This is a genomic window from Streptomyces sp. SP18CS02 (genome assembly GCF_036322365.1).
GTDB lineage: Bacteria > Actinomycetota > Actinomycetes > Streptomycetales > Streptomycetaceae > Streptomyces.
Map to the genome: position 1 here is coordinate 85350 of NZ_JAQYXC010000280.1, position 26806 is coordinate 112155.

Consider the following 26806-nt stretch of genomic DNA (forward strand, 5'->3'; position numbering starts at 1 on the left):
TCAGGCTCCTGGGGACTCCGGTCCGCCGGCCGTGCCGTGCGCGGTCGGCTCGCTGGTCAGGGGGGTGAAGTCGGTGAGGGCGGGCTCACTGGTCAGGGGAGCCGCGTCGGCGAGCGGGGGCTCGCTGGTGAGGGGGCCGGGGAGGAGGTCCGGGAGCGGGGGCACGCTGGTCAGGGGCGGCTTGCTGATGAGGCGCGGCCCGCGCGGCGCGGGGCCGGGGACCTGTTTGGAGAGGGCGGACAGCAGGAGCTGGGCGGAAGCGGCCACGACGGCCTCCCTGTGCGGTGACGGTGGGACACCCCAGCCCTACCCAGCGGACGCCGCCACATCCGCCGAACGTGGCGTCAGTCACATTCCGTTTTCCGGCCGGGGCGTTGGAAGGTACTTCGTGTCCCTGCGGCACCCGGTGGGCAAATACGACACATCGGCCACACACATTGACACCTTCGGCGAGTGGGTGGTGGGCTCGAACCCACCAGTACGGCCACCGGTAAAGCTACCCGCAGGACAACCAAAGACGAGGGGAGACGCGCGTGCAGGTCGGGCGCAGAAAGCGGACCGCGACAGCTGTCGCGGTCGCCGTCATCGGCGGGCTGCTCGGCGGCGCGCCCGGCGCGCTGGCCGCACCCGGCTCCCCCGGCGCCCCCGCCACCGCCGTTCCGGAGCGGGACGGCGGCTCCGCGCTGCCCGCCGTGTGGCCGCGGCCGCAGTCGGTCCGGGCGGGCGGTACGGCGGTGGCGCTCGGCGACGACGTGACGGTGGTGACGGGCGCGGGCGCGGATCCGCACGCCGTGGCCGCCCTCGAAGGGGTGCTGCGCAAGGCGGGTGTCCGCACGGTGCACCAGGGCCCCGGGGGGCGCGGACCGGTCATATTGATGGGCGGCACCGGCGCGCAGAGCGCACTGCGCGCCCTTCGCGCACCCGAACGCAACGACCTGCCCTCCGGCGGCTACCGGATCGCCACCGGCCGGTACGAGAACCGGGACACCGTCGCCGTCGACGGCGTCGGAGGCGACGGCCTCTTCCACGCCGTCCAGACCCTGCGCCAGCTCATAACGGAACGCGCCGTCCCCGGCGTCCTCGTCCGGGACTGGCCCGGCACCGCCGTGCGCGGCATGACGGAAGGCTTCTACGGCCGCCCGTGGAGCCATCAACAGCGACTGGCCCAGATCGACTTCATGGGCCGCACCAAGCAGAACCGGTACCTCTACGCGCCCGGCGACGACCCGTACCGCCAGTCCCAGTGGCGCGACCCGTACCCGGCGGCGCAACGGGCCGAGTTCCGTGAGCTCGCCGAGCGGGCCCGGCGCAACCACGTGACCCTCGCCTGGGCCGTCGCCCCCGCCCAGTCGATGTGTCTGGCGTCCGACGACGACGTGAAGGCGCTGCTGCGCAAGGTCGACTCGATGTACGCGCTGGGGGTGCGCGCCTTCCAGCTCCAGTTCCAGGACGTCAGCTACAGCGAGTGGCACTGCCGCAAGGACTCGGAGGTCTTCGGCAGCGGCCCCGAGGCGGCGGCGAAGGCCCAGGCCCGGGTGGCGAGCGCGCTGGCCGGACACCTTGCCGGGCGGAACCCGGAAGCGGAGCCGCTCACGCTGATGCCGACGGAGTTCTACCAGGACGGTGCCACCGAGTACCGCACGGCGCTCGGCGCCGAGCTGGACGACCGGGTGCAGGTGGCGTGGACGGGCGTCGGCGTGGTGCCCCGCACCATCACCGGCCGCGAACTGGCCGGGGCCCGGGACGCGTTCAAGCACCCCCTGGTCACGATGGACAACTACCCGGTCAACGACTACGCGCAGGACCGCGTCTTCCTGGGCCCCTACACGGGCCGTGAGCCCGCCGTGGCCGCCGGGTCGGCCGCCCTCCTGGCCAACGCCATGGAGCAGCCGTCCGCGTCCCGCATCCCGGTCTTCACCGCGGCCGACTTCGCATGGAACCCGAAGGGCTACCGCCCGCAGGAATCCTGGCGGGCCGCGGTGAACGACCTGGCGGGTGACGACGCCCGGACCCGTGAGGCGCTGCTGGCCCTGGCCGGGAACGACGCGTCGTCGATCCTCAACCCCCAGGAGTCGGCCTACCTGCGGCCGCTGCTCGCGGACTTCTGGCACACCCGGTCCCGGCCGGACGCGGCGGCGCGCGACGCGGCGGCGGGCAGGCTGCGGGCGGCGTTCACCGTCATGCGGGAGGCCCCGGAGCGGCTGCGGGGGACCGCGGAGGGGCGGTTCGACGACGAGGTACGGCCCTGGCTGGAGCAGCTGTCGCGGTACGGCCGGGCGGGCGAGGCCGCCGTCGACATGCTCCAGGCGCAGGCCCGGGGCGACGGGCCGGCGGCCTGGCGGGCCTCCCTGGACCTGGAACCGCTGCGCACGACCCTGACGGCGAGCCCCGTCAAGGTGGGCCACGGCGTGCTGGACCCGTTCCTGACCCGGGCCGCGGCGGAGGGCGCCGTCTGGACCGGCCAGACCCGCGAGGCGGGCGAGGCGGCCCGTGACGACTCCCCCGAGGGCGGCACGTACACGCTGCGCCTGGAGCGGACCCGGCCCGTCGAGGCGGTGACCGCGATGACGGCGCCCGGCTCGGGCACCGGCAGCGTGGAGGCGCACGTGCCGGGCGAGGGCTGGCGGCCCCTGGGCACCCTGTCCCCGACCGGCTGGACGCAGGCGGCGACGAAGGGCCTGCGCACCGACGCGGTGCGCATCACCTGGACGGGGGCGGCGCCCACCGTGCGCTCGCTGGTGCCGTGGTTCGCGGACGAGCCGCAGGCCACCCTCGACCTGGAGCGCGGCGAGACGGACGCGGAGATCGGCGGCGCCCCGCAGCGGGTGCGGGCGGTCCTCGCCGCCCAGCGCCCCGGCGCGGTGCGCGGCGCGCTCACCGCGCGGGCCCCCAAGGGCATCCGGGTGACCGTGCCGAAGGAGATCACGGTGCCCCGGGGCGCCGCCGCCAAGGTGCCGGTCGACATCACCGTCGCGCCGGGGACCCCGGCGGGCGAGTACCGGGTACCCCTGTCGTTCGCGGGCGAGGAGCGCACGCTGACCGTCCGCGCCTTCCCGAGGACGGGCGGCCCGGACCTGGCCCGGGGCGCCGCCGCCTCCTCCTCCGGGGACGAGACACCCGACTTCCCGGCCTCGGCGGCGGTCGACGGGGACCCGGCGACCCGCTGGTCGTCACCGGCCGAGGACGGGGCGTGGTGGCAGCTGGAGCTGCCCGCGCCCACCCGGGTCGGGCAGGTGGTCCTGCACTGGCAGGACGCGTACGCGAGGAAGTACCGCATCCAGGTGTCGGCCGACGGCCGGACCTGGCGCACGGCCGCCACCGTCAAGGACGGGAAGGGGCGCCGTGAGGCGGTCCGCATGGACGCCCGCGACACCCGCTTCGTCCGCGTCCAGGGCGACGAGCGGGCCACCCGGTACGGCTACTCGCTGTTCGCCGTCGAGGCGTACGCGGTGACCGCGCCCCGGACCGATGCCCCCGGCACCCCCGGCACCGGGACGACCCCCGGCGGCACCACCGCGCCCGAGGGGCCCACGGGCCCCGCCGGCGCCGAGACCCCCGCCGGAGCCGGCGCACCGGGCGCAGCCGACGCGTCCGACGCCCCTGACACGCCCGAGGAACAGCAAAGGCCCGGATCGTCAGGCTGAGACGCCGTCGATCCGGGCCACCGCGTCCTCCGCGCCGTATGGCTGGAGGTAGGGCATCCAGCGCGGATCCCTGTGTCCGGTCCCGATGATCCGCCAGGCCAGACCGGACGGCGGGGCGGGTTGCTGGTGCAGTCGCCAGCCCAGCTCCCGCAGGTGCCGGTCGGCCTTGACGTGGTTGCAGCGGCGGCAGGCCGCCACCACGTTCTCCCAGGCGTGCTGACCGCCGCGACTGCGCGGAACGACGTGGTCGACGCTGGTTGCGACGCCACCGCAGTACATGCAGCGCCCTCCGTCGCGGGCGAAGAGCGCTTTGCGGGTGAGTGGAACGGGCCCCCTGTAGGGGACCCGGACGAATCGCTTCAGTCGGACGACGCTGGGGGCGGCGATGGCACGGGTCGCACTGTGCATGAAGGCGCCGGACTCCTCGAGGCATATGGCCTTGTTCTCGAGGACGAGGACGAGCGCGCGGCGGAGCGGTACGACGCCGAGGGGCTCGTACGACGCGTTGAGGACCAGGACATGCGGCACGGATGCCTCCTTGTACGCCGGCGGCGCGTGGCTCGCGCCGGGACGATCTGCTCTCAGTCTCTCCTCATGCCAGGTCGAAGCGCCACCACGTACCGGTAACGGGCTCGAAGTGTTTTCGACCACACCCAGGTCATCCCCAGGTGAGATGTACCTCTCCCTCGAACATGGCAACGAACCACCCCCGATGCCCCGTTAGTGTGGTTGGTCCACCCTTGATGCCTGGAGGTTCCCGCCGTGCCCGTCCTACTGGACGCCGACCCCACCCCCCAGCCGGTGACGCTCGACGAAGCGGCCAAGCAGGCCGGCGAGGCCGCAGGCTGGGTCGAGGAGAACTGGTCCACGTGGCTGAACACCGGTCTGCGGATCATGCTGATCGTGGTGGTCGCGCTGGTCCTGCGCATGCTGATCCGGCGTGCGCTGACCAAGCTCATAGAGCGCATGAACCGCAGCGCACAGGCCGTGGAGGGCACGGCACTGGGCGGTCTGCTGGTCAACGCGGAGCGCCGTCGTCAGCGCTCCGAGGCCATAGGGTCCGTCCTGCGCTCGGTCGCCTCGTTCCTGATCCTCGGCACCGCCGGGCTCATGATCCTCGGCGCCTTCAAGATCGACCTTGCGCCACTGCTCGCCTCGGCGGGTGTCGCGGGTGTGGCCATCGGTTTCGGCGCGCGCAACCTGGTCACGGACTTCCTGTCCGGCGTCTTCATGATCCTTGAGGACCAGTACGGCGTGGGTGACTCGGTCGACGCGGGGGTGGCGTCGGGCGAGGTGATCGAGGTCGGACTGCGGGTGACGAAGCTGCGCGGCGACAACGGTGAGATCTGGTACGTCCGCAACGGCGAGATCAAGCGGATCGGGAACCTGAGCCAGGGCTGGGCGACGGCGGCGATCGACGTCACGGTCCGCCCGTCCGAGGACCTGGACCACGTGCGCTCGGTGATCGCCGCCGCGACGGAGGCGATGGCCAAGGAGGAGCCCTGGAACGAGCGCCTGTGGGGCCCGGTGGAGATCCTGGGCCTGAACGAGGTGCTGCTGGACTCGATGACGATCCGCCTCTCGGCCAAGACGATGCCGGGCAAGGCGCTGGGCGTGGAGCGGGAACTGCGCTGGCGCGTCAAGCGGGCCTTCGACGAGGCGGGCATCCGCATCGTGGGCGGCATCCCGGCCCAGCCGGAGGAGTCCGCCCCGGACCCGACGGCCTCGATGTCGGCCCCCTCGGCGTTCGCCTCCTCGACCTCCCCCCAGTCGGTCGCGGCAACCCCCCTGACCCCGGCCCCGACGCCGTCGCCGGCACCCGCGCCGACACCGACGAACCTGTCGAAGTAGCACTCCGAAGAGCCCAGGGGCGCCCCGCCGTGAAGAACGGCGGGGCGCCCTCGTCCCGGGCGCCGTCGCCCAGGAGCACGTCCGCCGGCGGACTGTGCGGGGACCTTCAGGACGCCCGGCAGGAATCCGGTGTCGGGAGTGCCCCCCGCCGACCGACAGTTCACCACTGACCTGCTGAACTCCGTGGAGTTCGGACCGCTTCCCGCTGGATTCTCGGGGCGTACCGGTATAGGTGCGTACCGGTATGGAGGTGAAGCCGGCCCGCTGCCGACGCGCCCCTCGTTCCCTGGGCGTCGCCATGAACAACGGCGACGAGCTGCCGCTGCTCGATGCCTGGGTGGACGTGACGGGTGTCAGTGCGTCGACGACGGTGCGGGGGAACTCCCACAGCCACTCGCCCGGCCCGTACTTGACCACCCGCAACCCCACGAAGAGGCGGCGCCGGCACGCTCCCCCACGCCCTGGGCCCGGTAGCCGTCCGGCTTCGCCTCCAGGCAGGCACTGTCCAGCCGTACCTTGGCGGAGACGGTGAAGGACCCGCTCCCGTCGACAAGCGGCCCGCCGGTCACCGACGCGCGGCCGTTCGCGCCGTCCAGGAGAAGAGCGCCCTCCGTGCCATCGATCACCGCACCGGCCGACGAGAGCGTCATGTCCCCCACCGGACAGGCCGTCCGTTGCTTCAGCACCCTCCCCCCGACACGGACGCGTCCCCATGAGCCATGAGCGCGAGGGTCGGCTGACCGTTCTCGCTCAGCTCCGACGCCTCGGCCCGGAGGTGCTGGACGTCGCGGGCCCACTGGGAGAGGACAACGTCGTCGATGCGGCCGCGGAAGTAACCGGTGCCGGCCGCGCTCGTACGGCCCGGCCGCATTGCGGGCCGGAAGCGCTGCTCCATTGCGCCGGGCATCACGGCGGGACACGAAGAACTCCGTTACTCCAGGGTGACCAGGGAGTCATTGAGCTCGGCAGTGTTCCAGAGAACTTCCTTCTCTTTGTAAGCACCTAGCCAGAGCGTAGAAGTGCAGCCATCGCTAAATTTCAGAAACACCGCACTAGCCCCCTCGCTCTCTCTGGCGCTCCCGCTTCCCTGACCAGTCTTCTCGCTGACCCCCGGAACACTTTCGGGGCAACCGAAATATTCACCCAAAAGACCGGTTGCAGAAAATCTGCCATCCTCGCCCAAGCCCAACGAGGCGCCTCGGGGACCAGACCAGTTCCGTGCAAGGTAATTCGAGTCCCTCACCAACGCCTTCGGATAATTACCGGCAGAGTCCTCAAGGGTAGAGCACCCGGTACCGATTACTGCGAAAGTCGCCACCAGGATGACGCAAACACAGAAGCTGGATCGCTGAACCATGGCGAAATACCACCTTGAAATATCACGCGTAGCTCGTATTGAATTGGCAAGTCCCACTGCAGGAGGCCGCGTTTCTCCTATGCGGACGCATTGGCCATCCCATAGCCACAGGCCGCCACAAGCCACAGGCCGATCGATCGGCATCGCTGCACAGAAGCGCCGCCTCTCGTAAGACAGGCCGGCCACGACAGGCAAGACGCAAGGAACATCCAGGGGTTGGACCCCACGACGGCTCCGGCACCCGTGCCAGTTCCGCACATCCGAGGCGGCCGGAAACCAGGAGATCGAGCCGGACACTACGGAGTGCGGTCGACCGGAGGCAAGCGGTTACATCGAAAACTTGTGCCCCTTGCAAGAACCTGGCCCTAACCAAACCGACCCAGAGCATTGCGAACATGAGCAGAATCACCATCACTCTTGGTAACTCTTTGATTGCCCTGTGACCGCAGTCGACCGTTCATGTCGCAAGCTATTGACGCCCCCCGAGCCCGCGCCCTAGGTTCAGGGCCCATTAGGAAACTTTCCTAACAGTGCTCCTCCCGGAGCACGACGCAGCCGAAGGCAGGTGTGTCCCCAGGTGGCCGGAACCACGCCCGGAACCACGCCCGGTACGCCGCGTGTGCTGCGGGCGATGAACGACCGGGCCGCGCTCGATCTGCTGCTGGAGCACGGGCCGTTGTCGCGGACGCGGATCGGGAAGCTCACCGGGCTGTCGAAGCCCACCGCCTCCCAGCTGCTCGCCCGGCTGGAGGCGTCCGGGCTGGTGGTCGCCACCGGGACCACCGAGGGGCGGCCGGGGCCCAACGCGCAGCTGTACGCCGTGAACGCACGGGCCGCGTACGCCGCCGGGCTCGATGTGAACCCCCGGCGCATCCGGGCGGCCGTCGCCGATGTGACCGGCGAGACCGTCGGCGAGTTCGAGCTGGCGACGCCGGGGCGGCGCGCCGACGGGGTCGTGCGGCAGGTCACCGAGGCGCTGGACGGGGCCGTGAAGGCCGCCGGGCTCACGCGCGGCGAGGTGCACCGGCTGGTGATCGGGACACCGGGTGCGTTCGACCCCTCGACCGGCCGGCTGCGGTACGCCTCCCATCTGCCGGGCTGGCACTCCCCCACGCTGCTCGACGAGCTGGCGGCCGTGCTGCCGATGCCGGTCGAGTACGAGAACGACGTGAACCTGGTGGCGCTGGCCGAGCAGCGGCTCGGGGCGGCGCGCGGGCACGAGGACTTCGTCCTGCTGTGGAACGCGGAGGGCCTGGGCGCCGCCCTCGTGCTGGGCGGGCGGCTGCACCGCGGGTTCACCGGCGGCGCCGGCGAGGTCGGCTTCCTGCCGGTGCCGGGCACCCCGCTGGTGCGGCAGGTCGGCAAGGCGGGCAGCGGCGGGTTCCAGGAGCTGGCGGGTGCGCAGGTGCTGCCCCGGCTGGCCCGCGGGTTCGGGATCGACGACCTTCCGCAGGGCGACTACGTGGAGGTCGCCGCCGCGCTGATGGCGCGTGCCGCCGAGGCGGACTCCGGGCCGTACCGCCGGCTCCTCGACGCCGTCGCGACCGGTCTGGCCACCGGCCTGGCCTCCCTCGTCGCCGTGCTCGACCCCGAGCTGGTGGTGCTGTCGGGGAGCGCGATCGTCCCCGGCGGGGAGCCGCTGCGGGAGCGGGTGCAGGCCGAGCTCGGTGAGCTGGCCGCCGCCCGGCCCCGGCTCGTCATCGGCGAGGTCCAGCAACACCCGGTGCTGCGCGGGGCGCTGGAGAGCGCCCTGGCCGCCACCCGGGACACCGTCTTCGACACCTCTCGCTAGCGACCACCTGCTCCCAGGGAGACACCGCCATGCCCCGCAGAACCGCCGGCGCGCTCGCCGCGACCGCCGCCATAGCCCTGTTCGCCACCGCCTGTACGGGATCGGCCCGGGGCGGCGCCACGGACGACCCCTCCGCCAAGGTCACGATCACCTTCTGGCACGGCTGGTCGGCGCCGGGCGAGGTGCGGGCGGTCGAGGAGAACATCAAGCGGTTCGAGGACGCCCACCCCAACATCACGGTCAAGGCCGTCCCCAACATCACCGACGACAAGATCCAGCAGGCACTGCGCGCGGGCGGGTCCAACGCGCCCGACGTGGTGTCGTCGTTCTCGACGGACAACGTGGGCAGGTTCTGCTCCTCGGGCGCGTTCGCCGATCTGAAGCCGTTCATCGAGAAGTCGAAGCTCGATCTGGTCAGGACGTTCGCCGCGCCGAGGCTGGCCTACACCGAGTTCGAGGGCACGCGCTGCACCCTGCCCCTGCTGGGGGACGCGTACGGGCTGTACTACAACAAGGACGCCTTCGAGAAGGCGGGGATCACGGAGCCGCCCACGACGTGGAGCGAGTTCGACCGGGTCGCGCAGAAGCTGACGAAGACCAGGGGCGACTCGTACGAACAGCTGGGGTTCATGCCCAACTTCCACGGATACGAGACGACTCCGGGGCACCTCGCGGCACAGTGGGGAGCGACCTACTTCGGCGAGGACGGGAAGTCGAGCGTCGCCCAGGACCCGGCCTTCGCCGCCATGTTCACCTGGCAGAAGAACCTGATCGCCAAGCTGGGCGGCTTCGAGAAGCTGGAGAAGTACCGCAACACCTTCGGTGACGAGTGGGGCGCGAAGCACCCCTTCCACACCGGTCAGGTCGCGATGCAGCTGGACGGCGAGTGGCGGCTGGGCATGACCGCCGACGCCAAGGTGCCCTTCGAGGTCGGCGTCGCGCCGCTGCCCGTCCCCGACGACCAGGCGGGCGACTACGGCAAGGGCTACCTCTCCGGGACGATCGTGGGCATCGCGTCCACCAGTGAGAAGCAGAACGCCGCGTGGGAGCTGGTGAAGTACATGACGACCGACACGGACGCCGTGGTGGGCTTCGCGAACGAGCTGCGCAACGTGCCCTCGACAAACGCGGCGCTGGCCTCGCCGAAGCTGAAGCTGGACCCGCGTTTCACGACGTTCCTGGACATCGCACGGCACCGGAGGTCGAGCACGACGCCGGCGTCCGTCAACGGCGGCGCGTACCAGGTGACGCTCCAGGAGTTCGGCTACCAGTGGGAGGCCGGCCGGGTGAGCGATCTGAGGGCCGGGCTGGAGAAGACGGCCCGGCAGATCGACACGGACATCGAGAAGGCCAAGTGACCACGCACACCCTGCGGGCCAAGCGTCGTCGCTCGGCGCTTCGGGCAGCGGCTTTCATGTCGCCCTGGCTGATCGGTTTCAGCGTCTTCTTCGCCTATCCGCTGCTGTCGACCGTCTACTTCTCCTTCATGGAGTACGACGGGTTCAAGGAGCCCGTCTTCAACGGGCTGGAGAACTGGTCGTACGTCTTCTCCGCGTACCCGGCGTTCTGGCCGGCGATGGGCAACACGCTGTGGCTGGTGATGGTCCTGGTCTCCTGCCGGGTCGTCTTCGGGCTCGGCGTCGGGCTGCTGATCACCAGGATCAGGACCGGGACGGGCGTCTTCCGCACCCTGTTCTACCTGCCGTACCTCGCCCCGCCGGTGGCGGCGACGCTCGCCTTCGTCTTCCTGCTCAACCCCGGTACGGGGCCGGTCAACACGATCCTCGCCGACCTGGGCCTGCCCGCGCCCGGGTGGTTCAACGACCCGGCGTGGTCCAAGCCCGCGCTGACCCTGCTCGCGGTGTGGGGCGTCGGGGACCTGATGGTGATCTTCATGGCCGCGCTGCTCGACGTACCGAAGGAGCAGTACGAGGCGGCTGAGCTGGACGGGGCGTCGGCCTGGCAGCGGTTCCGGTTCGTGACGCTGCCGAACATCTCGCCGATCGTGATGTTCGCCGTGGTCACCGGGGTCATCCAGACCATGCAGCACTACACCCAGCCCCTGGTGGCCGGAAAGGTCGCCTCCGGCATCATCGGCAACAGCGGCCAGCAGTTCGAGCCGGGCTATCCGGACAAGTCCACGCTGACCCTGCCGCAGCTCGTCCACAACCTGGGCTTCCAGCGCTTCGACTACGGGGCCGCCTGTGTGGTCGCCCTGGTGCTCTTCGCTCTCGCCATGGCCTGCACCACGCTGCTGATACGGCGGCGCGGCGGCCTCCTCCAGGCAGGGGACTGACCGCCATGACCGACGTCCTCGACCGGCCGTCCACCCGCGTGGAGCCGGTGACCCCTGCCGCGCGCACGGCCCGCCGCAAGGCGTTGCTGCACTGGATCGCCGTCCACTCCCTCGGCGTGGCGGCGGCGCTGTTCTTCGTGCTGCCGTTCGTCTTCCTGCTCCTCACCTCGCTGATGAGCGACCAGCAGGCGCTGACCCGCGACCTCGTTCCCCGTACCTGGGAGTGGCACAACTACGTCCGGGTGTTCGAGACGCCGGGGTTCCTGACCTGGTGGAAGAACACCCTGCTGTACGCCGGGCTCGGCACCGTCCTGACCCTGCTGTCGTCGGTCCCCGTCGCGTACGCGCTCGCCAGGTTCCGCTTCCGCGGGCGGCGGCTCGCGCTGACGCTGGTGATCTCGATGATGATGCTGCCGCCGCAGGTGGTGATCATCCCGATGTACCTGTTCTGGGCGCGGCAGCTGGACCTCTCCGGTTCGCTGTGGCCGCTGATCGTCCCGATGGCGTTCGGTGACGCGTTCTCCATCTTCCTGCTGCGCCAGTTCCTGCTGACGATCCCCGAGGAGTACCTCGACGCGGCGAAGGTCGACGGCTGCGGCGAGCTGCGCACGCTGGTGCGGGTGGTGCTCCCGATGGCCCGCCCCGGGATCGCGGCCGTCGCGCTGTTCCAGTTCTTCTACGCCTGGAACGACTACTTCGGGCCGCAGATCTACGCCTCGGAGAACCCGGCGGCGTGGACGCTCAGCTACGGCCTGGAGTCGTTCAGGGGCGCGCACCACACCGACTGGAATCTGACCATGGCCGCGACCGTCCTGGTCATGGCCCCTGTGATCCTCGTGTTCTTCTTCGCCCAGAAGGCGTTCGTCGAGGGAGTCACACTGACCGGAGTGAAGGGTTAGCCGAAGGTTATGAAGCTCGCTGTCGTGGGGGGCGGATCCACCTACACCCCCGAACTGATCGACGGTTTCGCGCGGCTGCGCGACACCCTTCCCCTCACCGAACTGGTCCTGGTCGACCCCGCCGCCGACCGGCTGGAGCTGGTCGGCGGGCTGGCCAGGCGGATCTTCGCCAAGCAGGGCCACGCCGGCGCCATCACCACCACGTCCGACCTGGACGCGGGGGTGGAGGGCGCCGACGCGGTGCTGCTCCAGCTGCGCGTCGGCGGGCAGGCGGCCCGGCAGCAGGACGAGACCTGGCCGCTGGAGTGCGGCTGCGTCGGCCAGGAGACGACCGGCGCCGGGGGCCTCGCCAAGGCGCTGCGGACCGTGCCGGTGGTCCTCGACATCGCCGAGCGGGTCCGCCGTGCGAACCCGGACGCCTGGATCATCGACTTCACCAACCCGGTCGGCATCGTGACCCGGGCGCTGCTGCGCGCCGGGCACAAGGCCGTCGGGCTGTGCAACGTGGCCATCGGGTTCCAGCGGAGGTTCGCCCGGCTGCTGGACGTGGCGCCCGGGGACGTCCACCTGGACCACGTCGGCCTCAACCACCTCTCCTGGGAGACGGGCGTACGGCTCGGCGGGCCCGACGGCGAGGACGTCCTGCCCGGGCTGCTCGCCGAGCACGGTGACGCCGTCGCCCGGGATCTGCGCCTGCCGCGGGCGGTGCTGGACCGGCTCGGCGTCGTCCCCTCCTACTACCTGCGTTACTTCTACGCGCACGACGAGGTCGTCCGTGAGCTGCGCACCAAGCCCTCCCGGGCCGCCGAGGTCGCGGCCATGGAGGCGCGGCTGCTGGAGATGTACGGCGACCCGGCGCTGGACGAGAAGCCGGAGCTGCTCGCGCGGCGCGGCGGGGCGTTCTACTCGGAGGCGGCCGTGGACCTGGCGGCGTCGCTGCTCGGGGGGCGCGGGCCGTCCGTGCAGGTCGTCAACACGTACAACCGGGGCACGCTGCCTTTCCTGCCGGACGACGCGGTCGTCGAGGTGCAGGCGGCGGTCGACGGCAGCGGCGCCGTCCCGCTCCCGGTCCCCGCGCTCCACCCGCTCTTCGCGGGGCTGGTCGCCCACGTCACCGCGTACGAGGACCTGGCGCTGGAGGCCGCGCTGCGCGGGGGCCGCGACCGGGTGTTCCAGGCGCTGCTCGCCCATCCGCTGGTGGGTCAGTTCGAGTACGCCGAACAGCTCACCGACCGGCTGATCGCGCACAACCGGGAGCATCTGGCGTGGGCGTGAACCCTCTGGTGCTGGCGATCGACGCCGGCAACAGCAAGACGGACGTCGCCGTGGTCGGCGCGGACGGGACGGTGCTCGGCGCGGCGCGCGGGGGCGGGTTCCAGCCGCCGGTGGTGGGTGTCGAGGCCGCCGTCGACGTGCTGGCCGACGCGGTCGCCGCGGCGTCGGCGGCCGCCGGGCTGGCCGGGCCGCCGTACGTCTCGCACGTGTCGGCCTGTCTCGCCAACGCCGACCTGCCGGTGGAGGAGCGGCAGCTGGCCGAGGCGGTGCGGGCGCGGCGCTGGGGCGCGACGACGGAGGTGCGCAACGACACCTTCGCCATTCTGCGCGCCGGCGTCGACGAGCCGCGCGGGATCGCCGTGGTGTGCGGGGCGGGCATCAACTGCGTGGGCATGCTGCCCGACGGGCGGACCGCCCGCTTCCCCGCGCTCGGCCGGATCTCCGGTGACTGGGGCGGTGGTTCGGGGCTTTCGGAGGAGGCGATGTGGTTCGCGGCCCGGGCGGAGGACGGGCGGGGCGAGCCGACGGAGCTGGCCCGCACGCTTCCCGCGCATTTCGGCCTGGGCAGCGTGTACGCGCTGATCGAGGCGTTGCACCTGGGGCGGATCGCGGCCGAGCGGCGGCATGAGCTGGCGCCCGTGCTGTTCGCGACCGGTGCGGCGGGCGATCCGGTCGCCCGCTCGCTGGTGCGGCGGCTGGCGGAGGAGGTCGTCGCGCTCGCGACGGTCGCCCTGACCCGGCTCGACCTGCTGGAGGAGGAGGTTCCGGTCCTGCTGGGGGGCAGTGTGCTGGCGGCCGGGCACCCGGAGCTGAACCCGGTGATCGCCGAGTTGCTCGCGGCGAAGGCGCCGAGGGCGTACGTGCGCGTGGTGACCGAGTCGCCGGTCCTGGGGGCGGCGCTGCTGGGGCTGGACCACGTGGCGGCCCCCGCCGAGGCCGGGGCACGGCTGCGGGCCCACTTCGCGTGAGGCCGTCCGGCCGCCCCGGGGCCCCGGGCACTCCGCCGGAAACCGGGGTGCGTCGCCGCCACCCCTGCCGTCAGGATCGGGGCATGCCTGACGACATACCGCGTGGGCGTTTCGAGGCCGACGGGTTCGTGAAGCTGGAAGGCGCCTTCCCCGCGGACGTGGCGGCCGAGTGCGCCGCGCTGCTGTGGCGGGAGACCGGCTGCGACCCGGACGATCCGGCGACCTGGACCCGGCCGGTCCACTGGGTCTGGGGCATGGGGCAGGAACCCTTCCGCAGGGCCGCCAACACCCCCGTGCTCCACGACGCGTTCGACCGGCTGGTGGGTCCGGGGCGGTGGGCGCCCCGTGCCTTCCTCGGCTCGTTCCCGCTGCGGTTCCCGCACGCGCAGGAGCCGGACGACGCGGGCTGGCACATCGAGGGCAGCTATCTGCCGCAGGGGGCGGAGGGGTACTACGCGAACCACCGCTCCCGGGACCGGGCGCTGTTGATGCTGTTCCTGTTCAGCGAGGTCGGCGAGCAGGACGCGCCGACCCGGATCCGCGTCGGCTCGCACCACGACATCCCGGCGCTGCTGGAGCCGTACGGCGAGGAGGGGGCGCCGATCATGCGGATCGGGCCGGAGATCGACGCGGTCTCCCGGCATCGGGAGGTCGTGCACGCGACGGGGCGGCCGGGCGATGTGTACCTGTGCCATCCGTTCCTGGTGCACGCGGCGCAGCCGCACCACGGGACCCGGCCGCGGTTCATGGCACAGCCGGCGCTGGAGCCGGCGGGAGAGCCCGCCCGGGAGTCCGCCGGCCGGTCGCGGCCGACGACGGCTGCGGGGGAGCCGGCGGTGGAGTGAGGGGGAACCGATCGGCCCCGCACGGCGTATTCAGGGTGGGGCACGCGTGCGGGTGCGGCCGGGGGGTCCGGCACGACAGGTGCAAGATCGAGTCAACTGTGGTGTGGATGTCGGTCACTGCGGCCATACTGCTGGCCGGGCAGTCTTCCCCCGGCCCACCGGGAGGGGACCGGGGCCGGCGACCGAGGGGGAGGTCACGTGACAATCGCACCGGGTGTGCCTCGGCCACCGGCCGCGCCACCGTCCGTACCGCCGTCCGCGTCCACGCCGGCGCGGCCGTCCGCCCGGCGCGGCGCGTGGGCCGAGGGCGGGGCCAGGCTACGGGCCGCGGCGACGACCGAACCGGGACGCCTGCGGATCATCGGAGCCGTACTGGCCGCGCTGGTCGTGGCGTTCGGGGCGGTCACCGCGTTCGAGGTCACGGACCGGGCCGCGGCCGCGGACGACGTGGTGAGCCGGAGCCAGCCGCTGAGCGCGGACGCGGCCAGCATCTACCGCTCGCTGGCCGACGCCGACACCGCGGCCACCAGCGGCTTCCTGGCCAGGGGCCAGGAGCCCGCCGCCGTCCACCAGCGGTACCAGGAGGACCTCGCGACCGCCTCCCGGCTGCTCGTCAAGGCCGCCGCCAACAGCCGCGGTTCGGACCAGTCCACGCGGGAGATCACCACCCTCGGCGTGGGGCTGCCGCGCTATGCGGGGCTGGTCGAGCGCGCGCGGGCCGCCAACCGGCAGGGACTGCCCCTGGGCGGCGCGTATCTGCGGTACGCCAACGAACTGATGTCGGGGCAGATGCTGCCCGCCGCCGAGCGGTTGTACGAGGCGGAGACCGCGCGCCTGGGGCAGGACGACCGGGACGCCCGCCGCCGGCCGTTGCTCTCGCTCGCCGTGGGCGCGCTGGCGGCGGGCGCCCTCCTGTGGGCCCAGCGGCGTACGTACCTGCGGACGAACCGGGTGTTCAACCACGGTCTGCTCGCGGCCACCGCCGCGTCCGTGGCCGTCCTGATGTGGCTCGCGGTGGGTCACGGGGTGGCCCGCGCGCAGCTCGGCGAGGCCAAGGCGCACGGCCAGGATTCGCTCAAGGTGCTGAACGAGGCGCGGATCAGCTCCCTGAAGGCCCGCGCGAACGAGAACCTGACCCTGGTGGCCCGTGGCGCGGTGATCACGACCGAGGGCCAGGACCGCTACGAGACCGAGTACGGCGAAGAGATGGCCCTGCTGAACACCGCGCTGGACCGGGCGGACCGGCTGGCCGACGACACCGCGGGCGGCGAACCGCTCGCCCGGGCCGCGGCCCATGTCGGCGAGTGGCGCAAGCGCCACGCGGTGGTCCGGAAGGAGGACACCGCGGGCGACTACGAGGCGGCGCTGGCCGGGGTGATCGGTGACAAGGACACCACCGGGCAGTCCTTCGACCAGGTGGACGCGGCGCTGGAGAAGGCCCTGGCCCACGAGCAGGAGGAGTTCACCCGGGCCGCGGCCGACGGACGGGACGCGCTGACCGGGCTTGCCGTCGGGGCCGCCGTACTGGCCGTGCTGGGGGCCGCGGGGGCCGTCATGGGCGTCAACCGCAGGCTGGCGGAGTACCGGTGAGCGCGGGAGGAGGAACGATGAACCGCATCGGCAGGACACGCGACGGCCGCCTGCGCGGCTGGGGCGGGGTGGCGGCGATGGCCGCCGCGTGCGGGCTGACCGCCGCGCTGACCCTGCTGCCGCTCTCCCGGGGCGGGACGGACGCCCCTCTCGTGACGGGCGCCGGCAGTGCCGCTCAGGCCAAGGCGGTCGCGTGCCAGGAGCCCGAGGCCTCGCTGCCGCCCTCCGCCGCGGACGGCGCGTCCGTCAAGGCGATCAAGGCGCGCGGCAAACTGGTCGTCGGGATCGACCAGAGCAGCTACCGCTGGGGCTACCGCGACCCGGCCACCGGAGACCTCGAAGGCTTCGACATCGAACTCGCCCGGGCCATCGCCGAGGACATCCTCGGCAGCCCGGACGCCATCATCTACCGGGCCATTCCCACCTCGCAGCGCACCTCGGCCCTGCAGAACGGCAGCGTCGACCTGGTCGTGCGGACGATGTCGATCACCTGCAAACGGATCCAGGAGGTGGCCTTCTCCACCGCCTACTTCCAGGTCGGCCAGCAGGTCCTCGCCCCCAGGACGTCGGCGATCACGGGGTACGACGCCTCCCTCGCCGGCAAGCGGGTCTGCTCGGGCAAGGGAACGCTCGCCCACGAGGTCCTGCAGAAGGAGGCCTTCGGGGCGAGGATCACGGGCACGCGGGAGAGCGACGGCGCGCAGCTGTACCCCACGGCCAGCCAGCTGGACTGTCTGGTCCTGCTCCAGCTGGGCGAGGTCGACGCCATCGTGACGGACAACGCGCTGGCCGCCGGACAGGCGGCGCAGGACCCGGGGATCGAGCTGAAGGGCAAGCCGTTCACCACGGAGTACTACGGCGTCGCCGCGAAGCTCGGCAACGACGACCTGGTACGGCGGGTCAACCAGGTGCTCGTCGAGTACCGCCGGGACGCCTGGATGCCGGCGTACGAGAAGTGGCTCAAGGCCGACCTGCCCGGCATCACCGGGCCGCCGGCACCGAAGTACCGGACCGACTGACCTTGCGGGCGAGAGCGGAGAGGTGATCGATGAGCGTCACGGAGCCCCCCGGGCCGGTGATGGACCGGGACGAGGTGGACCGTGCGCTGGCGCGGCTCGGAGCGGAGCACAAGGCGGTCGAGGACTCACTGCTCGCCCTGCAGGACCACGCGGGCCGCAGGCTCCTCGAAGGCGCCGAGCTGACCGGCACGACCGAGGAGCGCTGGGCCGCCACCGAACAGACGATCACCCTGCTGTGGACGTACTTCGACGCCTACAGCGACGCCGTCGAGGGCATCCGCGAGCTGCGCTCACGGCGCCGCTGGCCGAACCGCGAGGACCTCGCGGAGCTGACCGGGCGGCTGCGCGGGGAGAGCGTCGTCATCGGCGGGACCGCCATCGCGCCATCGGTGTCCGGGCCGGCCAGGCTGTCCGAGCGGTTCACGCTGGAACGGCTGGTGAACCGGATGAACGAGCTGTACGCGAGCTCGCTCGACCTGGTGGTGACCGCGGACGCGGTGTGGTCCGCGCTGCCCGCCCGGATAGATCTGCTGGCGGCGGAGCTGCACCGGACCCGTTCACTGGCCCACTCCGTCGGGGTGCGGCCCGGCGAGCACCCGGCCGGGGACGATCTGGAGTCGATCACCCGGGAGCTGGCCGGGCTGCGCGCCCAGGTGGTGACCGACCCGCTGGCCTTCTGGCGGCCCGCCATGGGCAGTTCGGCGCCCGGCGGGGGCCGGCCCGACACGGAGCGGTACGACCGGGCGGCCCGCGCCCTGGAGGACGTGCGCCGCGAGATCGAGGCGGTGCTCCAGGTCCGGCAGGACTCGGAGACCCGGCTGCTGCGGGTGCGCGATGTGCTGTCGCGGGCCGACCGGACGCTCGCCGAGGCCCGGTCGGCCCGGGGTGAGGTGCTGGCGAAGATCGCCGCGTCGGAGGTGCCGGCCGTGAGCGGCCCGCCGACCGCCCTCCAGGAGCGGCTCGCCACCGCCGCCGAGTACCGGCGCCATGCCCAGTGGCACCGGCTCTCACCGCTGCTGGAGTCGCTGGAGCGGGAGGCGGAGGACGAACTGCTGCGGGCGCGCGCGTCGTTGACGGCCGTCACCGCGCCGCTCGCGGTCCGCGCCGAACTGCGCGGGCGCCTCGACGCGTACCGGGCCAAGGTGGCCCGGCACGGCATGGCGGAGGATCCGCTGCTGATCGAGCGGTACGACGCGGCGCGCCGGATGCTGTGGAGCGCCCCGTGCGACCTTCGGGTCGCCGGGCAGGCGGTCCTGCGCTACCAGGAGGCGGCGGCGGAGGTCCTGACCGGGCCCGCCGACCGTGGGGGGATGCGATGAGAACGTGCCAGCGGCCCGGCTGCGAGGGGTCGTACGAGGACATGGGCGGCGGCGAGATGTACTGCGACACCTGCGGGCTCGCCCCCGTCGTGGCACGGGCCCCGTCGGCGGCGCGCGGCGCCACAGGCGCGGGGCCCGGGGCCCGGACGGCCGGCGGTACGGGGCCCTCGGCCCGCTCCGCGCGCTCCGCGCGTTCGTCGGGCTCCTCACGCTCCTCACGGTCCTCGACGTCGCGGCGTTCCGTCTCCGGGCGGCTGTCGCGCTCCCTGTCGGGCGGCTCGCCGTCCCGGTCGGTGTCGGTGCGCAGCTCCGGCTCCTCCACCAGCCAGTCCGGACGCAACCGGCTGGGCGCGGGCCTGGTGTCCGTGCCGGGTGTGCCGCGGCCCGATCCGCGGACGGCGGTCATGGACAACCCGGAGGTCCCCGAGCGCAGGCGGTTCTGCTCGCGGGCGGACTGCGGCGCGGCGGTGGGGCGTTCGCGGGGCGAGCGGGCGGGGCGCACGGAGGGCTTCTGCACCAAGTGCGGCCACCCGTACTCGTTCGTGCCCAAACTGCGCCCGGGCGACATCGTGCACGGCCAGTACGAGGTGGCGGGCTGCCTGGCCCACGGCGGCCTGGGGTGGATCTACCTCGCCGTCGACCGCGCGGTCTCCGACCGCTGGGTGGTGCTCAAGGGCCTGCTGGACACCGGGGACCAGGACGCGATGGCCGCGGCGATCTCCGAGCGCCGCTTCCTCGCCGAGATCGAGCACTCCAACATCGTCCGCATCTACAACTTCGTGGAGCACCTGGACCAGCGGACCGGTTCGCTCGACGGCTACATCGTCATGGAGTACGTCGGCGGCAAGTCCCTGAAGGAGATCGCCAACGGGCGGCGGGGCGCCGACGGAGCCCGGGATCCGCTGCCGGTCGAGCAGGCCTGCGCGTACGGGATCGAGGCGCTGGAGGCGCTCGGCCACCTGCACAGCCGCAACCTGCTGTACTGCGACTTCAAGGTCGACAACGCGATCCAGACCGAGGACCAGCTGAAGCTGATCGACATGGGCGCGGTCCGCCGGATGGACGACGACGAGTCGGCCATCTACGGCACGGTCGGCTACCAGGCCCCGGAGGTCGGGGAGGTCGGGCCCTCGGTCGCCTCGGACCTGTACACGGTCGCGCGGACGCTGGCGGTGCTGACGTTCGACTTCCAGGGGTACACGAACGTCTTCGTGGACTCGCTGCCCGACCCGGACAACATCGAGGTGTTCCGGTCGTACGAGTCGTTCTACCGGTTCCTGGTGCGGGCGACGGACCCGGACCCGGCCCGCCGGTTCGCCTCGGCGGAGGAGATGGCCGAGCAGCTGACGGGCGTGCTGCGGGAGGTGGTGGCGCTCCAGACGGGGCAGCCCCGGCCGGCGCTGTCGACCCTGTTCGGGCCGGAACCCCGGGTGCCGGACACCCGGCTGTTCGCCGAGCGGGCCGGTGAGGTGTCGGTGCTGGGGGCGCGGGCCGCGGCGAAGGGCCCCGGACCGTTCGGGCGGATCGGCGCCGGGGGGCGGAGGAGGGGCGCGGACGCCGGGACCTCCCCGCCCGCTCCCGGACGGGCCGCCGCGCCCGTCGCCGTTCCGGCGCAGGGCGGTGCCGGGGCCCCGGTCCCCGGGCGCCGGGGCGTCCCCGGGCAGGGTGCCGTCCGGGGGCCGGGGGGCGCCGCGCCCCCGCTGCTCGCCGCGCTCGATGTCCGCCTCGCCGCGCTCGCGCTGCCCGTGCCGCACGTCGACCCGAACGACGAGAACGCCGGGTTCCTGTCCGGGCTCATGGCCACCGCGCCCGCCGACCTCCTCGCCGCCCTGCGCACCGCGCCCGTGAGCTCCCCGGAGCTGCTGCTGCGCGAGCTTCGCGCCCGGCTCGAAACGGGCGACACGGCCTCGGCGGCCAGGGCCATGGACACCCTGGAGAGCCACCACCGCGACGACTGGCGGGTCGTCTGGTACCGGGGCCTGGTCTCCCTGGCGACCGGTGACGACGAGAGCGCCGCCCTCGCCTTCGACGCGGTCTACGACGCCTTCCCCGGTGAGCCGGCGCCCAAGCTGGCCCTGGGCGTGTGCGCCGAGGTGCTGGGCCAGCTGGACAACGCCGCCGAGTACTACCGGCTGGTGTGGGCGACCGACCCGAGCTACGTGAGCGCCGCGTTCGGCCTCGCGCGGGTGCGGCTGGCGGCCGGCGACCGGGTCGGTGCGGTACGGGCCCTGGAGTCCGTACCGGAGGCGTCGATCCACTACACGGCGGCGCGGGTGGCGGCGGTGCGGGCCCGGTTGCGCAACCGCTCGGCGCACGATCCGCTGACCGACGACCTGACGGCCGCCGCCGACCAGGTGGCCGCGCTGGAGCAGTTCGGTCTGGACGCGGTACGGCGCGAACAGTTGACGGCCGAAGTTCTGGGTACGGCTCTGGACTGGGTACTCTCCGGTGGTTCCGGGGCCAGGCCCGTGCAGACGCTGCTGCTGGGCAGCGAACCGGACGAGCGCGGACTGCGCTTCGGACTGGAACGCTCGTACCGGGTACTCGCCCGGCTCGCTCAGCACGGCGAGGAGAGGATCGACCTGGTGGAGCGGGCCAACCGCTACCGCCCCCGGACATGGGTGTGAGTGATGTCCCAGATGCACCAGTTGTCAGCCTGCCCCGGCTGTGAGGAGCCGCTGGAGTCGGGTGACCTGTTCTGCGGTGCGTGCGGGTACGACCTGTCGGCCGTACCGCCGCTCCCGCAGGACCGTCCCACCCCGGCCATAGGCACCCCCGCCCCCGGGGCCGCGTGGCCGGCGGCGCAGGGCGAGGAGGCCGCGGCCGTCCAGGAGCCGCCGCCCGTCGTCCGGTTCGACGACCCGGACCCCGGCCCCGGCGCCGCCCCGGACGAGCGGACCGCAGGGAACGGAGACACCGTCGAGGGCACGGCGACCACCGGAACGGACGGGGCCACCGTCGGCGGGGACTTCGAGCTGGCCGCCCCCGACCCGCGTCCCGCGGACCCGCGCGCCGCCGGGCACGCGCCGGCCCCGCCCGCCGGCCCCACGCTGTGCGTCGCCTGCCGGGCCGGGCGCGTCGACGCCGACGGCTACTGCGAGAACTGCGGTCACGCCCAGCCCCGCGAGCGCGACCACATGGAGGAGGAGCTGGAGGCGGTCGCGGCGGTCAGTGACCGCGGGCTGCGCCACCACCGCAACGAGGACTCCTTCGCGGTCTCGTCGACGGCCCTGCCGGACGGTTCACCGGCGGTCATCGCCATCGTGTGCGACGGGGTGTCGTCGGCGACCCGGCCCGACGAGGCCTCGGCGGCGGCGGCCGCCGCCGCCAACGAGTCGCTGCTCGGGTCGCTGCCGCGCGGCACCCATCCGCAGCAGGCGATGCACGAGGCGATCGTGACGGCCGCCGAGGCCGTGAACGCCCTGGCCGACGACGACGGCCGGGCGGACCCGGGGATCGACGGACACCGCCACCAGAACGCGCCGGCCTGCACCCTGGTCGGCGCGGTCACGGCGGGCGGCCTGCTGGTCGTCGGCTGGATCGGCGACAGCCGCGCCTACTGGGTGCCGGACGACCGCAGTTGCCCCGCGGCCCGGCTCACCGAGGACGACTCGTGGGCCGCGCAGATGGTGGCGGCCGGCCTGATGAACGAGGCGGAGGCGTACGCGGACGAGCGGGCCCACGCCATCACCGGCTGGCTGGGGGCCGACGCCTACGAACTCGACCCGCACACCGTGTCCTTCACACCGGACCGGCCGGGTGTGGTCGTGGTCTGCACGGACGGGCTGTGGAACTACGCCGAGGCCGCGCAGGAGATGGCCCGCGTGGTGCCGTCCGACGCCGCCGGAAGGCCGTTGCACGGCGCCCAGGTCCTGGTCGGGCACGCCCTCGACGGCGGGGGCCACGACAACGTAACAGTGGCCGTGCTGCCGTTCGCCGTACCGGCACAGGGGGCAGGATCGGCCTGCGCGTAGGCACGACCGAGGCTTCGGCACCCTTCCGCCCGGCGTTCAACCCCCTTCATGCTTGCTTCCGTTGTGCGCAGTCCGAGGAGCCGATGAGATGGCGAACTTCTCCAAGTCGAACGTCCCGCAGTTCTCGGTGGACGTGTACCAGAACGAGTACCTGCCGGAGGGCGGGCGCGAGGTGAACGCGATCGTGACGGTCACCTCGACCGGCGGCGGCACCAGCGGCCGGACGGCGCTCTCCGGGGCGTCCTCCTCGCCTTCGCACGTCCCCGGCGGGACGCCGGGCGCCGCCGTGGTGATCATGGTCGACTGCTCGGGTTCGATGGACTACCCGTCGACGAAGATGCGCAACGCGCGCGACGCCACGGCGGCGGCGATCGACACCCTGCGTGACGGTGTCGCCTTCGCGGTGGTCGCCGGGACGCACGTGGCGACCGAGGTCTATCCCGGCAACGGACGGCTGGCCGTGGCGGATCCGGCCACCCGCGCCCTGGCCAAGGAGGCTCTGCGCAGGCTGAGCGCGGGCGGCGGCACCGCGATCGGCACCTGGCTGCGGCTGGCCGACCGGCTGCTGGGCTCCGCGGAGGCGGGGCCGTCCGGCAGGGAGGGCATCCGGCACGGGATCCTGCTCACCGACGGACGCAACGAGCACGAGTCGCCGGAGGACCTGCGGGCCGCGCTCGACGCCTGCGCCGGCCGCTTCACGTGCGACGCCCGGGGCGTGGGGACGGACTGGGAGGTCAAGGAGGTCACCGGCATCGCCTCGGCCCTGCTCGGCACGGCCGACATCGTGGCCGATCCGTCCGGCCTGGCCGCGGACTTCACGCGGATGATGGAGGACGCGATGGGCAAGGAGGTCGCGGACGTCGCGCTGCGGCTGTGGACCCCGGTCGGCGCGGAGATCACGTTCGTCAAGCAGGTGGCGCCCTCCGTGGAGGACCTGACCGGACGGCGTACCGAGGCCGGGCCGCGGGCCGGAGACTATCCGACGGGCTCGTGGGGTGACGAGTCGCGCGACTACCACGTGTCCGTACGGGTGCCGCAGGCCGCCGTCGGACAGGAGATGCTGGCGGCCCGGGTGTCGCTGATCCTGCCCGACCCGTCGGGCGGGGCGCCGCAGGCGCTGTCGCAGGGTCTCGTACGGGCGGTGTGGACGGACGACATGGCGGCGTCCACCTCGATCAACCCGCAGGTCGCGCACTACACCGGACAGGCCGAACTGGCGCAAGTCATTCAACAAGGGTTGGACGCTCGCAAGTCGGGCAATTTTGACGGAGCGACCGCCAAACTGGGCCGCGCCGTACAGCTGGCGGCCGCCTCCGGAAACGCGGACACCGCGAAACTGCTTTCGAAGGTGGTTGATGTGGTCGACGCGGCGACCGGTACTGTGCGACTGAAGGCGAAGGTCGCGGAGGCGGACGAGATGACTCTCGAAACCCGGTCCACCAAGACGGTTCGCGTGAAGAAGTAGGGAAGCGAAGTAGCAGGGACGTGCCCGGCCGACGGCCGGGCGAAGGAGAGGGGGAAGCGCCGACATGCCGACCTGCCCGAACGGACACCAGTCGGGTTCCGACGACTGGTGCGAGGTCTGCGGCCATCGCATGGCCGGGGCGGGCGCGCCTGCGGGTGCCGTTCCGCCGCCTCCCCCGCCGCCGCCCGCGTACGGCTATCCCGGCCCGGCCGGCGATCCGAACGCGACCGCCCAGGCGGAGCTCTGCCCCCAGTGCCGCACCCCGCGCGAGGCCATGGCGCCCTTCTGCGAGGAGTGCCGCTGGAACTTCCTGACCAACACGGCGACCTCCTACACGCCGGTGGCGCCTCCGCCGGGTCCCGGCGGCTTCCCCGGACCCGGTGGACCCGGCGGTCACCCCGGACCCGGCGGTCCCGGCCCCGGAGCTCCCGGCGGCTACGGCCGGCCCGGCGGACCCGGCGGGCACCCCGGACCCGGTGGACCCGGTGGACCCGGCGGTCACCCCGGACCCGGCGGTCCCGGTGGACCCGGCGGTCACCCCGGACCCGGCGGTCCCGGTGGACCCGGCAGTGGTCCCGGGCTGAACCTGCCGCCCGGGTTCCAGCCCCAGCCGTCCCAGCCGCAGCCGCCGCGTCCGCCGGACCCGTTCGAGTACCAGGCATCCCGGCCGTCCCAGGTGAACCGGCCGGCCGAGCCGCTGACGGGAGAGCCGCAGGGTCCGCCCGCGCCGCCGGTGCCCGACGCGTTCCGGCAGCCGTCCGGTCCGCCGCAGCCTCCGCAGGCGTTCCGCCAGCCCGGCCCCCCGGCCCCGCCGCAGCCCCGGCCTGCCGGTGGCGGGGGTGACGACTGGATGCTGCCGCCGCCTTCGCAGGCCCAGCAGCCCCAGCAGCCCCAGCAGCACGAGTCGCCGCAGGCACCTCAGATGTCACACCCGCCGCAGGGTGCGCAGGCGCCTCAGGCCCCGCAGCCGCCGCAGTACCAGACCCCTGCGGGCTGGACGGCGGTCGTCGCGCCCGATCGTGACTACTTCCTCGCGATGATGCAGCGCAGCGGGCCCGACGCGGCGGGCCTCAACCTGCCCGCGTACTCGCCCGAGCAGCAGGTGACGCTGTCCGGCAACCAGATCAGCGTCGGCCGCAGGCGGCACTCCACGGGCGAGTCCCCCGACATCGACCTGTCGGTGCCGCCGGAGGACCCGGGCGTCTCCCACCAGCACGCGGTGCTGGTGCAGCAGCCGGACGGCTCCTGGGCCGTGGTGGACCAGAACTCCACCAACGGCACCACGCTCAACGGCGGCGAGGACCCGATCCAGCCCTATGTCCCCGTGCCGCTCAAGGACGGCGACCGGGTCCACGTCGGCGCCTGGACGACGATCACCATCCGCCGCGGTTAGGGCCGTCCGTCCGGGCCGGGCCGGATTGCACGATCGGCGAGACACCCCCTGAGCCCGCGGGCCGTGCCTCCGGGCACGGTCAGCCGGTCGTCCCGAGGGGCCAGCTGTAGGGCCCCTCGGGATCGTCCAGCCACGCCCACTGCCGGCCGTCGCCGACGGTCACGCCGAACCGTTCCCGGCCCGGCCGGTGCTCGCGCTGCCACAGCGAGTACGCCTCGTGCGGGTCGAGGCGGCCGGCGGTCAGCGTCAGCAGGAAGCGGAACAGTTCGTTCTCGATCGCCCGCCGGGGCAGGCCGCCGGTGTGCACGGACGGCGCGGGCGGGCTGCCGCCGCGCAGCGGCACGAAGTACGCCGAGGTGTGCAGGAAGCGCCCCTCGGCGTGCCGGGCGTCCCGTACCCGCAGCCGGATCAGACCGGTGGACAGCGGGGCCAGGACGCGCGCGCCCGGCCGGCACTGGGCGAGCCACCCGGCCGGCAGCGAGGGCAGGGTGCAGGTCGCGATGATCCGGTCGAACGGCGCGCGTTCCGGGCAGCCGGCCGCCCCGTCGCCGGTGATCACGGCAGGGGCGTAGCCGGCCGCCGAGAGATGGCCGCGTGCGGCTGCCGTGATGTCCTCGTCGAGGTCGACGGTGGTCACCCGCTCGTCGCCGAGCCGGTGCGCCAGGAGCGCCGCGTTGTACCCGGTGCCGGCGCCGATCTCCAGGACGTCGTCGCCGTCCCGTACCTCCAGGGCGTCCAGCATGGCGGCCATCAGCGAGGGCTGGCTGGACGACGAGACGAGGTCCCCGTCGCGCACACAGGTGCCCAGCGGCCGGTCCGCGTAGGCGCCGCGGAGCCAGCGCTCACGCCGGCCGGGGTCGGGGTCGTCGTACGACAGCCGCTCGTAGCCGCCCATGGTCCCGTCGTAGAAGTGCGGCACGAACAGATGCCGTGGGACCTCCTCGAACGCCGCCCGCCAGGCCGGGTCCGCCGGCTCCCCCATCGCGGCCATCTCCCGCACCAGCTCCCGCCGCGCCTCGGCGGCGGGCCCCGCGAACGGGTCCTCCGGGTGTATGCCCATGCCTCCACCTTCCCGCCCGGGGAGGACCGAGGCGAGTACGCCCGGCAGGCGCACGGGAG

At 73.1% G+C, this 26806-nt stretch carries 20 protein-coding genes; 16 read left to right on the forward strand and 4 right to left on the reverse strand.

All coding sequences use genetic code 11. From position 1 onward, the window contains the following. Window positions 1-267, reverse strand: a complete 267-nt coding sequence (locus tag PUR26_RS14575) for a hypothetical protein (RefSeq protein ID WP_329872767.1) — start codon at window positions 265-267, stop codon at window positions 1-3. A 266-nt stretch (window positions 268-533) separates the two neighbouring features. Between PUR26_RS14575 and PUR26_RS14580 the strand changes: the two genes are divergently transcribed. Further along, the gene (locus tag PUR26_RS14580; RefSeq protein ID WP_329872768.1) at window positions 534-3644 is read left to right on the forward strand and encodes a beta-N-acetylglucosaminidase domain-containing protein; all 3111 of its coding nucleotides are present in this window, start codon (window positions 534-536) and stop codon (window positions 3642-3644) included. Here the strand turns inward: PUR26_RS14580 and PUR26_RS14585 are convergent. Further along, entirely contained in the window at window positions 3636-4172 is a 537-nt protein-coding gene (locus PUR26_RS14585) for an HNH endonuclease (protein WP_329872769.1), read from the reverse strand. The two genes, PUR26_RS14580 and PUR26_RS14585, sit on opposite strands and share 9 nt — an antisense overlap. A gap of 234 nt (window positions 4173-4406) precedes the next feature. On the opposite strand from PUR26_RS14585, the gene PUR26_RS14590 reads away from it, so the two are divergent. Next, window positions 4407-5495 carry a mechanosensitive ion channel family protein gene (locus PUR26_RS14590; RefSeq protein ID WP_329872770.1) on the forward strand — a complete coding sequence of 363 codons (1089 nt, stop codon included), beginning with the start codon at window positions 4407-4409 and terminating at the stop codon, window positions 5493-5495. Window positions 5496-6174: 679 nt separating this feature from the next. On the opposite strand, the gene PUR26_RS14595 is transcribed toward PUR26_RS14590, so the two are convergent. Further along, a complete protein-coding gene (locus PUR26_RS14595) occupies window positions 6175-6390 on the reverse strand; it encodes a hypothetical protein (protein ID WP_329872771.1) in 216 nt (71 codons plus the stop codon). 1093 nt (window positions 6391-7483) lie between these two features. On the opposite strand from PUR26_RS14595, the gene PUR26_RS14600 reads away from it, so the two are divergent. From PUR26_RS14600 to PUR26_RS14665, 14 genes are all read left to right on the forward strand, one after another. Continuing rightward, window positions 7484-8644: an ROK family transcriptional regulator gene (locus tag PUR26_RS14600; RefSeq protein WP_443077081.1), complete on the forward strand. Its 1161-nt coding sequence runs from the start codon at window positions 7484-7486 to the stop codon at window positions 8642-8644. A 29-nt stretch (window positions 8645-8673) separates the two neighbouring features. Next, window positions 8674-10002 carry an ABC transporter substrate-binding protein gene (locus PUR26_RS14605; protein WP_329872773.1) on the forward strand — a complete coding sequence of 443 codons (1329 nt, stop codon included), beginning with the start codon at window positions 8674-8676 and terminating at the stop codon, window positions 10000-10002. Next, window positions 9999-10940, forward strand: a complete 942-nt coding sequence (locus tag PUR26_RS14610; protein WP_329872774.1) for a carbohydrate ABC transporter permease — start codon at window positions 9999-10001, stop codon at window positions 10938-10940. The genes PUR26_RS14605 and PUR26_RS14610 overlap by 4 nt, the downstream gene beginning before the upstream one ends. A gap of 5 nt (window positions 10941-10945) precedes the next feature. Then, window positions 10946-11839, forward strand: a complete 894-nt coding sequence (locus PUR26_RS14615) for a carbohydrate ABC transporter permease (RefSeq protein ID WP_329872775.1) — start codon at window positions 10946-10948, stop codon at window positions 11837-11839. A 9-nt stretch (window positions 11840-11848) separates the two neighbouring features. Next, on the forward strand, window positions 11849-13114 hold the full coding sequence (locus tag PUR26_RS14620; protein WP_329872776.1) for a 6-phospho-beta-glucosidase: 1266 nt from the start codon (window positions 11849-11851) through the stop codon (window positions 13112-13114). Beyond that, window positions 13105-14082: an N-acetylglucosamine kinase gene (locus PUR26_RS14625; protein WP_329872777.1), complete on the forward strand. Its 978-nt coding sequence runs from the start codon at window positions 13105-13107 to the stop codon at window positions 14080-14082. Before PUR26_RS14620 ends, PUR26_RS14625 begins: the two co-directional genes overlap by 10 nt. 83 nt (window positions 14083-14165) lie before the next feature. Continuing rightward, on the forward strand, window positions 14166-14927 hold the full coding sequence (locus PUR26_RS14630) for a phytanoyl-CoA dioxygenase family protein (protein WP_329872778.1): 762 nt from the start codon (window positions 14166-14168) through the stop codon (window positions 14925-14927). A 198-nt stretch (window positions 14928-15125) separates the two neighbouring features. Further along, on the forward strand, window positions 15126-16517 hold the full coding sequence (locus tag PUR26_RS14635) for a hypothetical protein (RefSeq protein WP_443077076.1): 1392 nt from the start codon (window positions 15126-15128) through the stop codon (window positions 16515-16517). A 17-nt stretch (window positions 16518-16534) separates the two neighbouring features. After that, window positions 16535-17536 (forward strand): glutamate ABC transporter substrate-binding protein, encoded by a 1002-nt coding sequence (locus PUR26_RS14640; protein WP_329872779.1) that lies wholly within the window; start codon window positions 16535-16537, stop codon window positions 17534-17536. 29 nt (window positions 17537-17565) lie between these two features. Continuing rightward, a complete protein-coding gene (locus PUR26_RS14645; protein ID WP_329872780.1) occupies window positions 17566-18855 on the forward strand; it encodes a hypothetical protein in 1290 nt (429 codons plus the stop codon). Continuing rightward, entirely contained in the window at window positions 18852-21482 is a 2631-nt protein-coding gene (locus PUR26_RS14650; protein ID WP_329872781.1) for a serine/threonine-protein kinase, read from the forward strand. Before PUR26_RS14645 ends, PUR26_RS14650 begins: the two co-directional genes overlap by 4 nt. A gap of 3 nt (window positions 21483-21485) precedes the next feature. Further along, window positions 21486-22829 (forward strand): PP2C family protein-serine/threonine phosphatase, encoded by a 1344-nt coding sequence (locus PUR26_RS14655; protein WP_329872782.1) that lies wholly within the window; start codon window positions 21486-21488, stop codon window positions 22827-22829. Between the two features lie 88 nt (window positions 22830-22917). Then, on the forward strand, window positions 22918-24294 hold the full coding sequence (locus PUR26_RS14660) for a vWA domain-containing protein (RefSeq protein WP_329872783.1): 1377 nt from the start codon (window positions 22918-22920) through the stop codon (window positions 24292-24294). Window positions 24295-24358: 64 nt separating this feature from the next. Next, a complete protein-coding gene (locus tag PUR26_RS14665) occupies window positions 24359-25687 on the forward strand; it encodes an FHA domain-containing protein (protein ID WP_329872784.1) in 1329 nt (442 codons plus the stop codon). A gap of 79 nt (window positions 25688-25766) precedes the next feature. Here PUR26_RS14665 and PUR26_RS14670 read toward each other — a convergent pair whose 3' ends face one another. Next, window positions 25767-26747, reverse strand: a complete 981-nt coding sequence (locus tag PUR26_RS14670; RefSeq protein WP_329872785.1) for a methyltransferase domain-containing protein — start codon at window positions 26745-26747, stop codon at window positions 25767-25769. Window positions 26748-26806 lie beyond the last annotated feature (59 nt).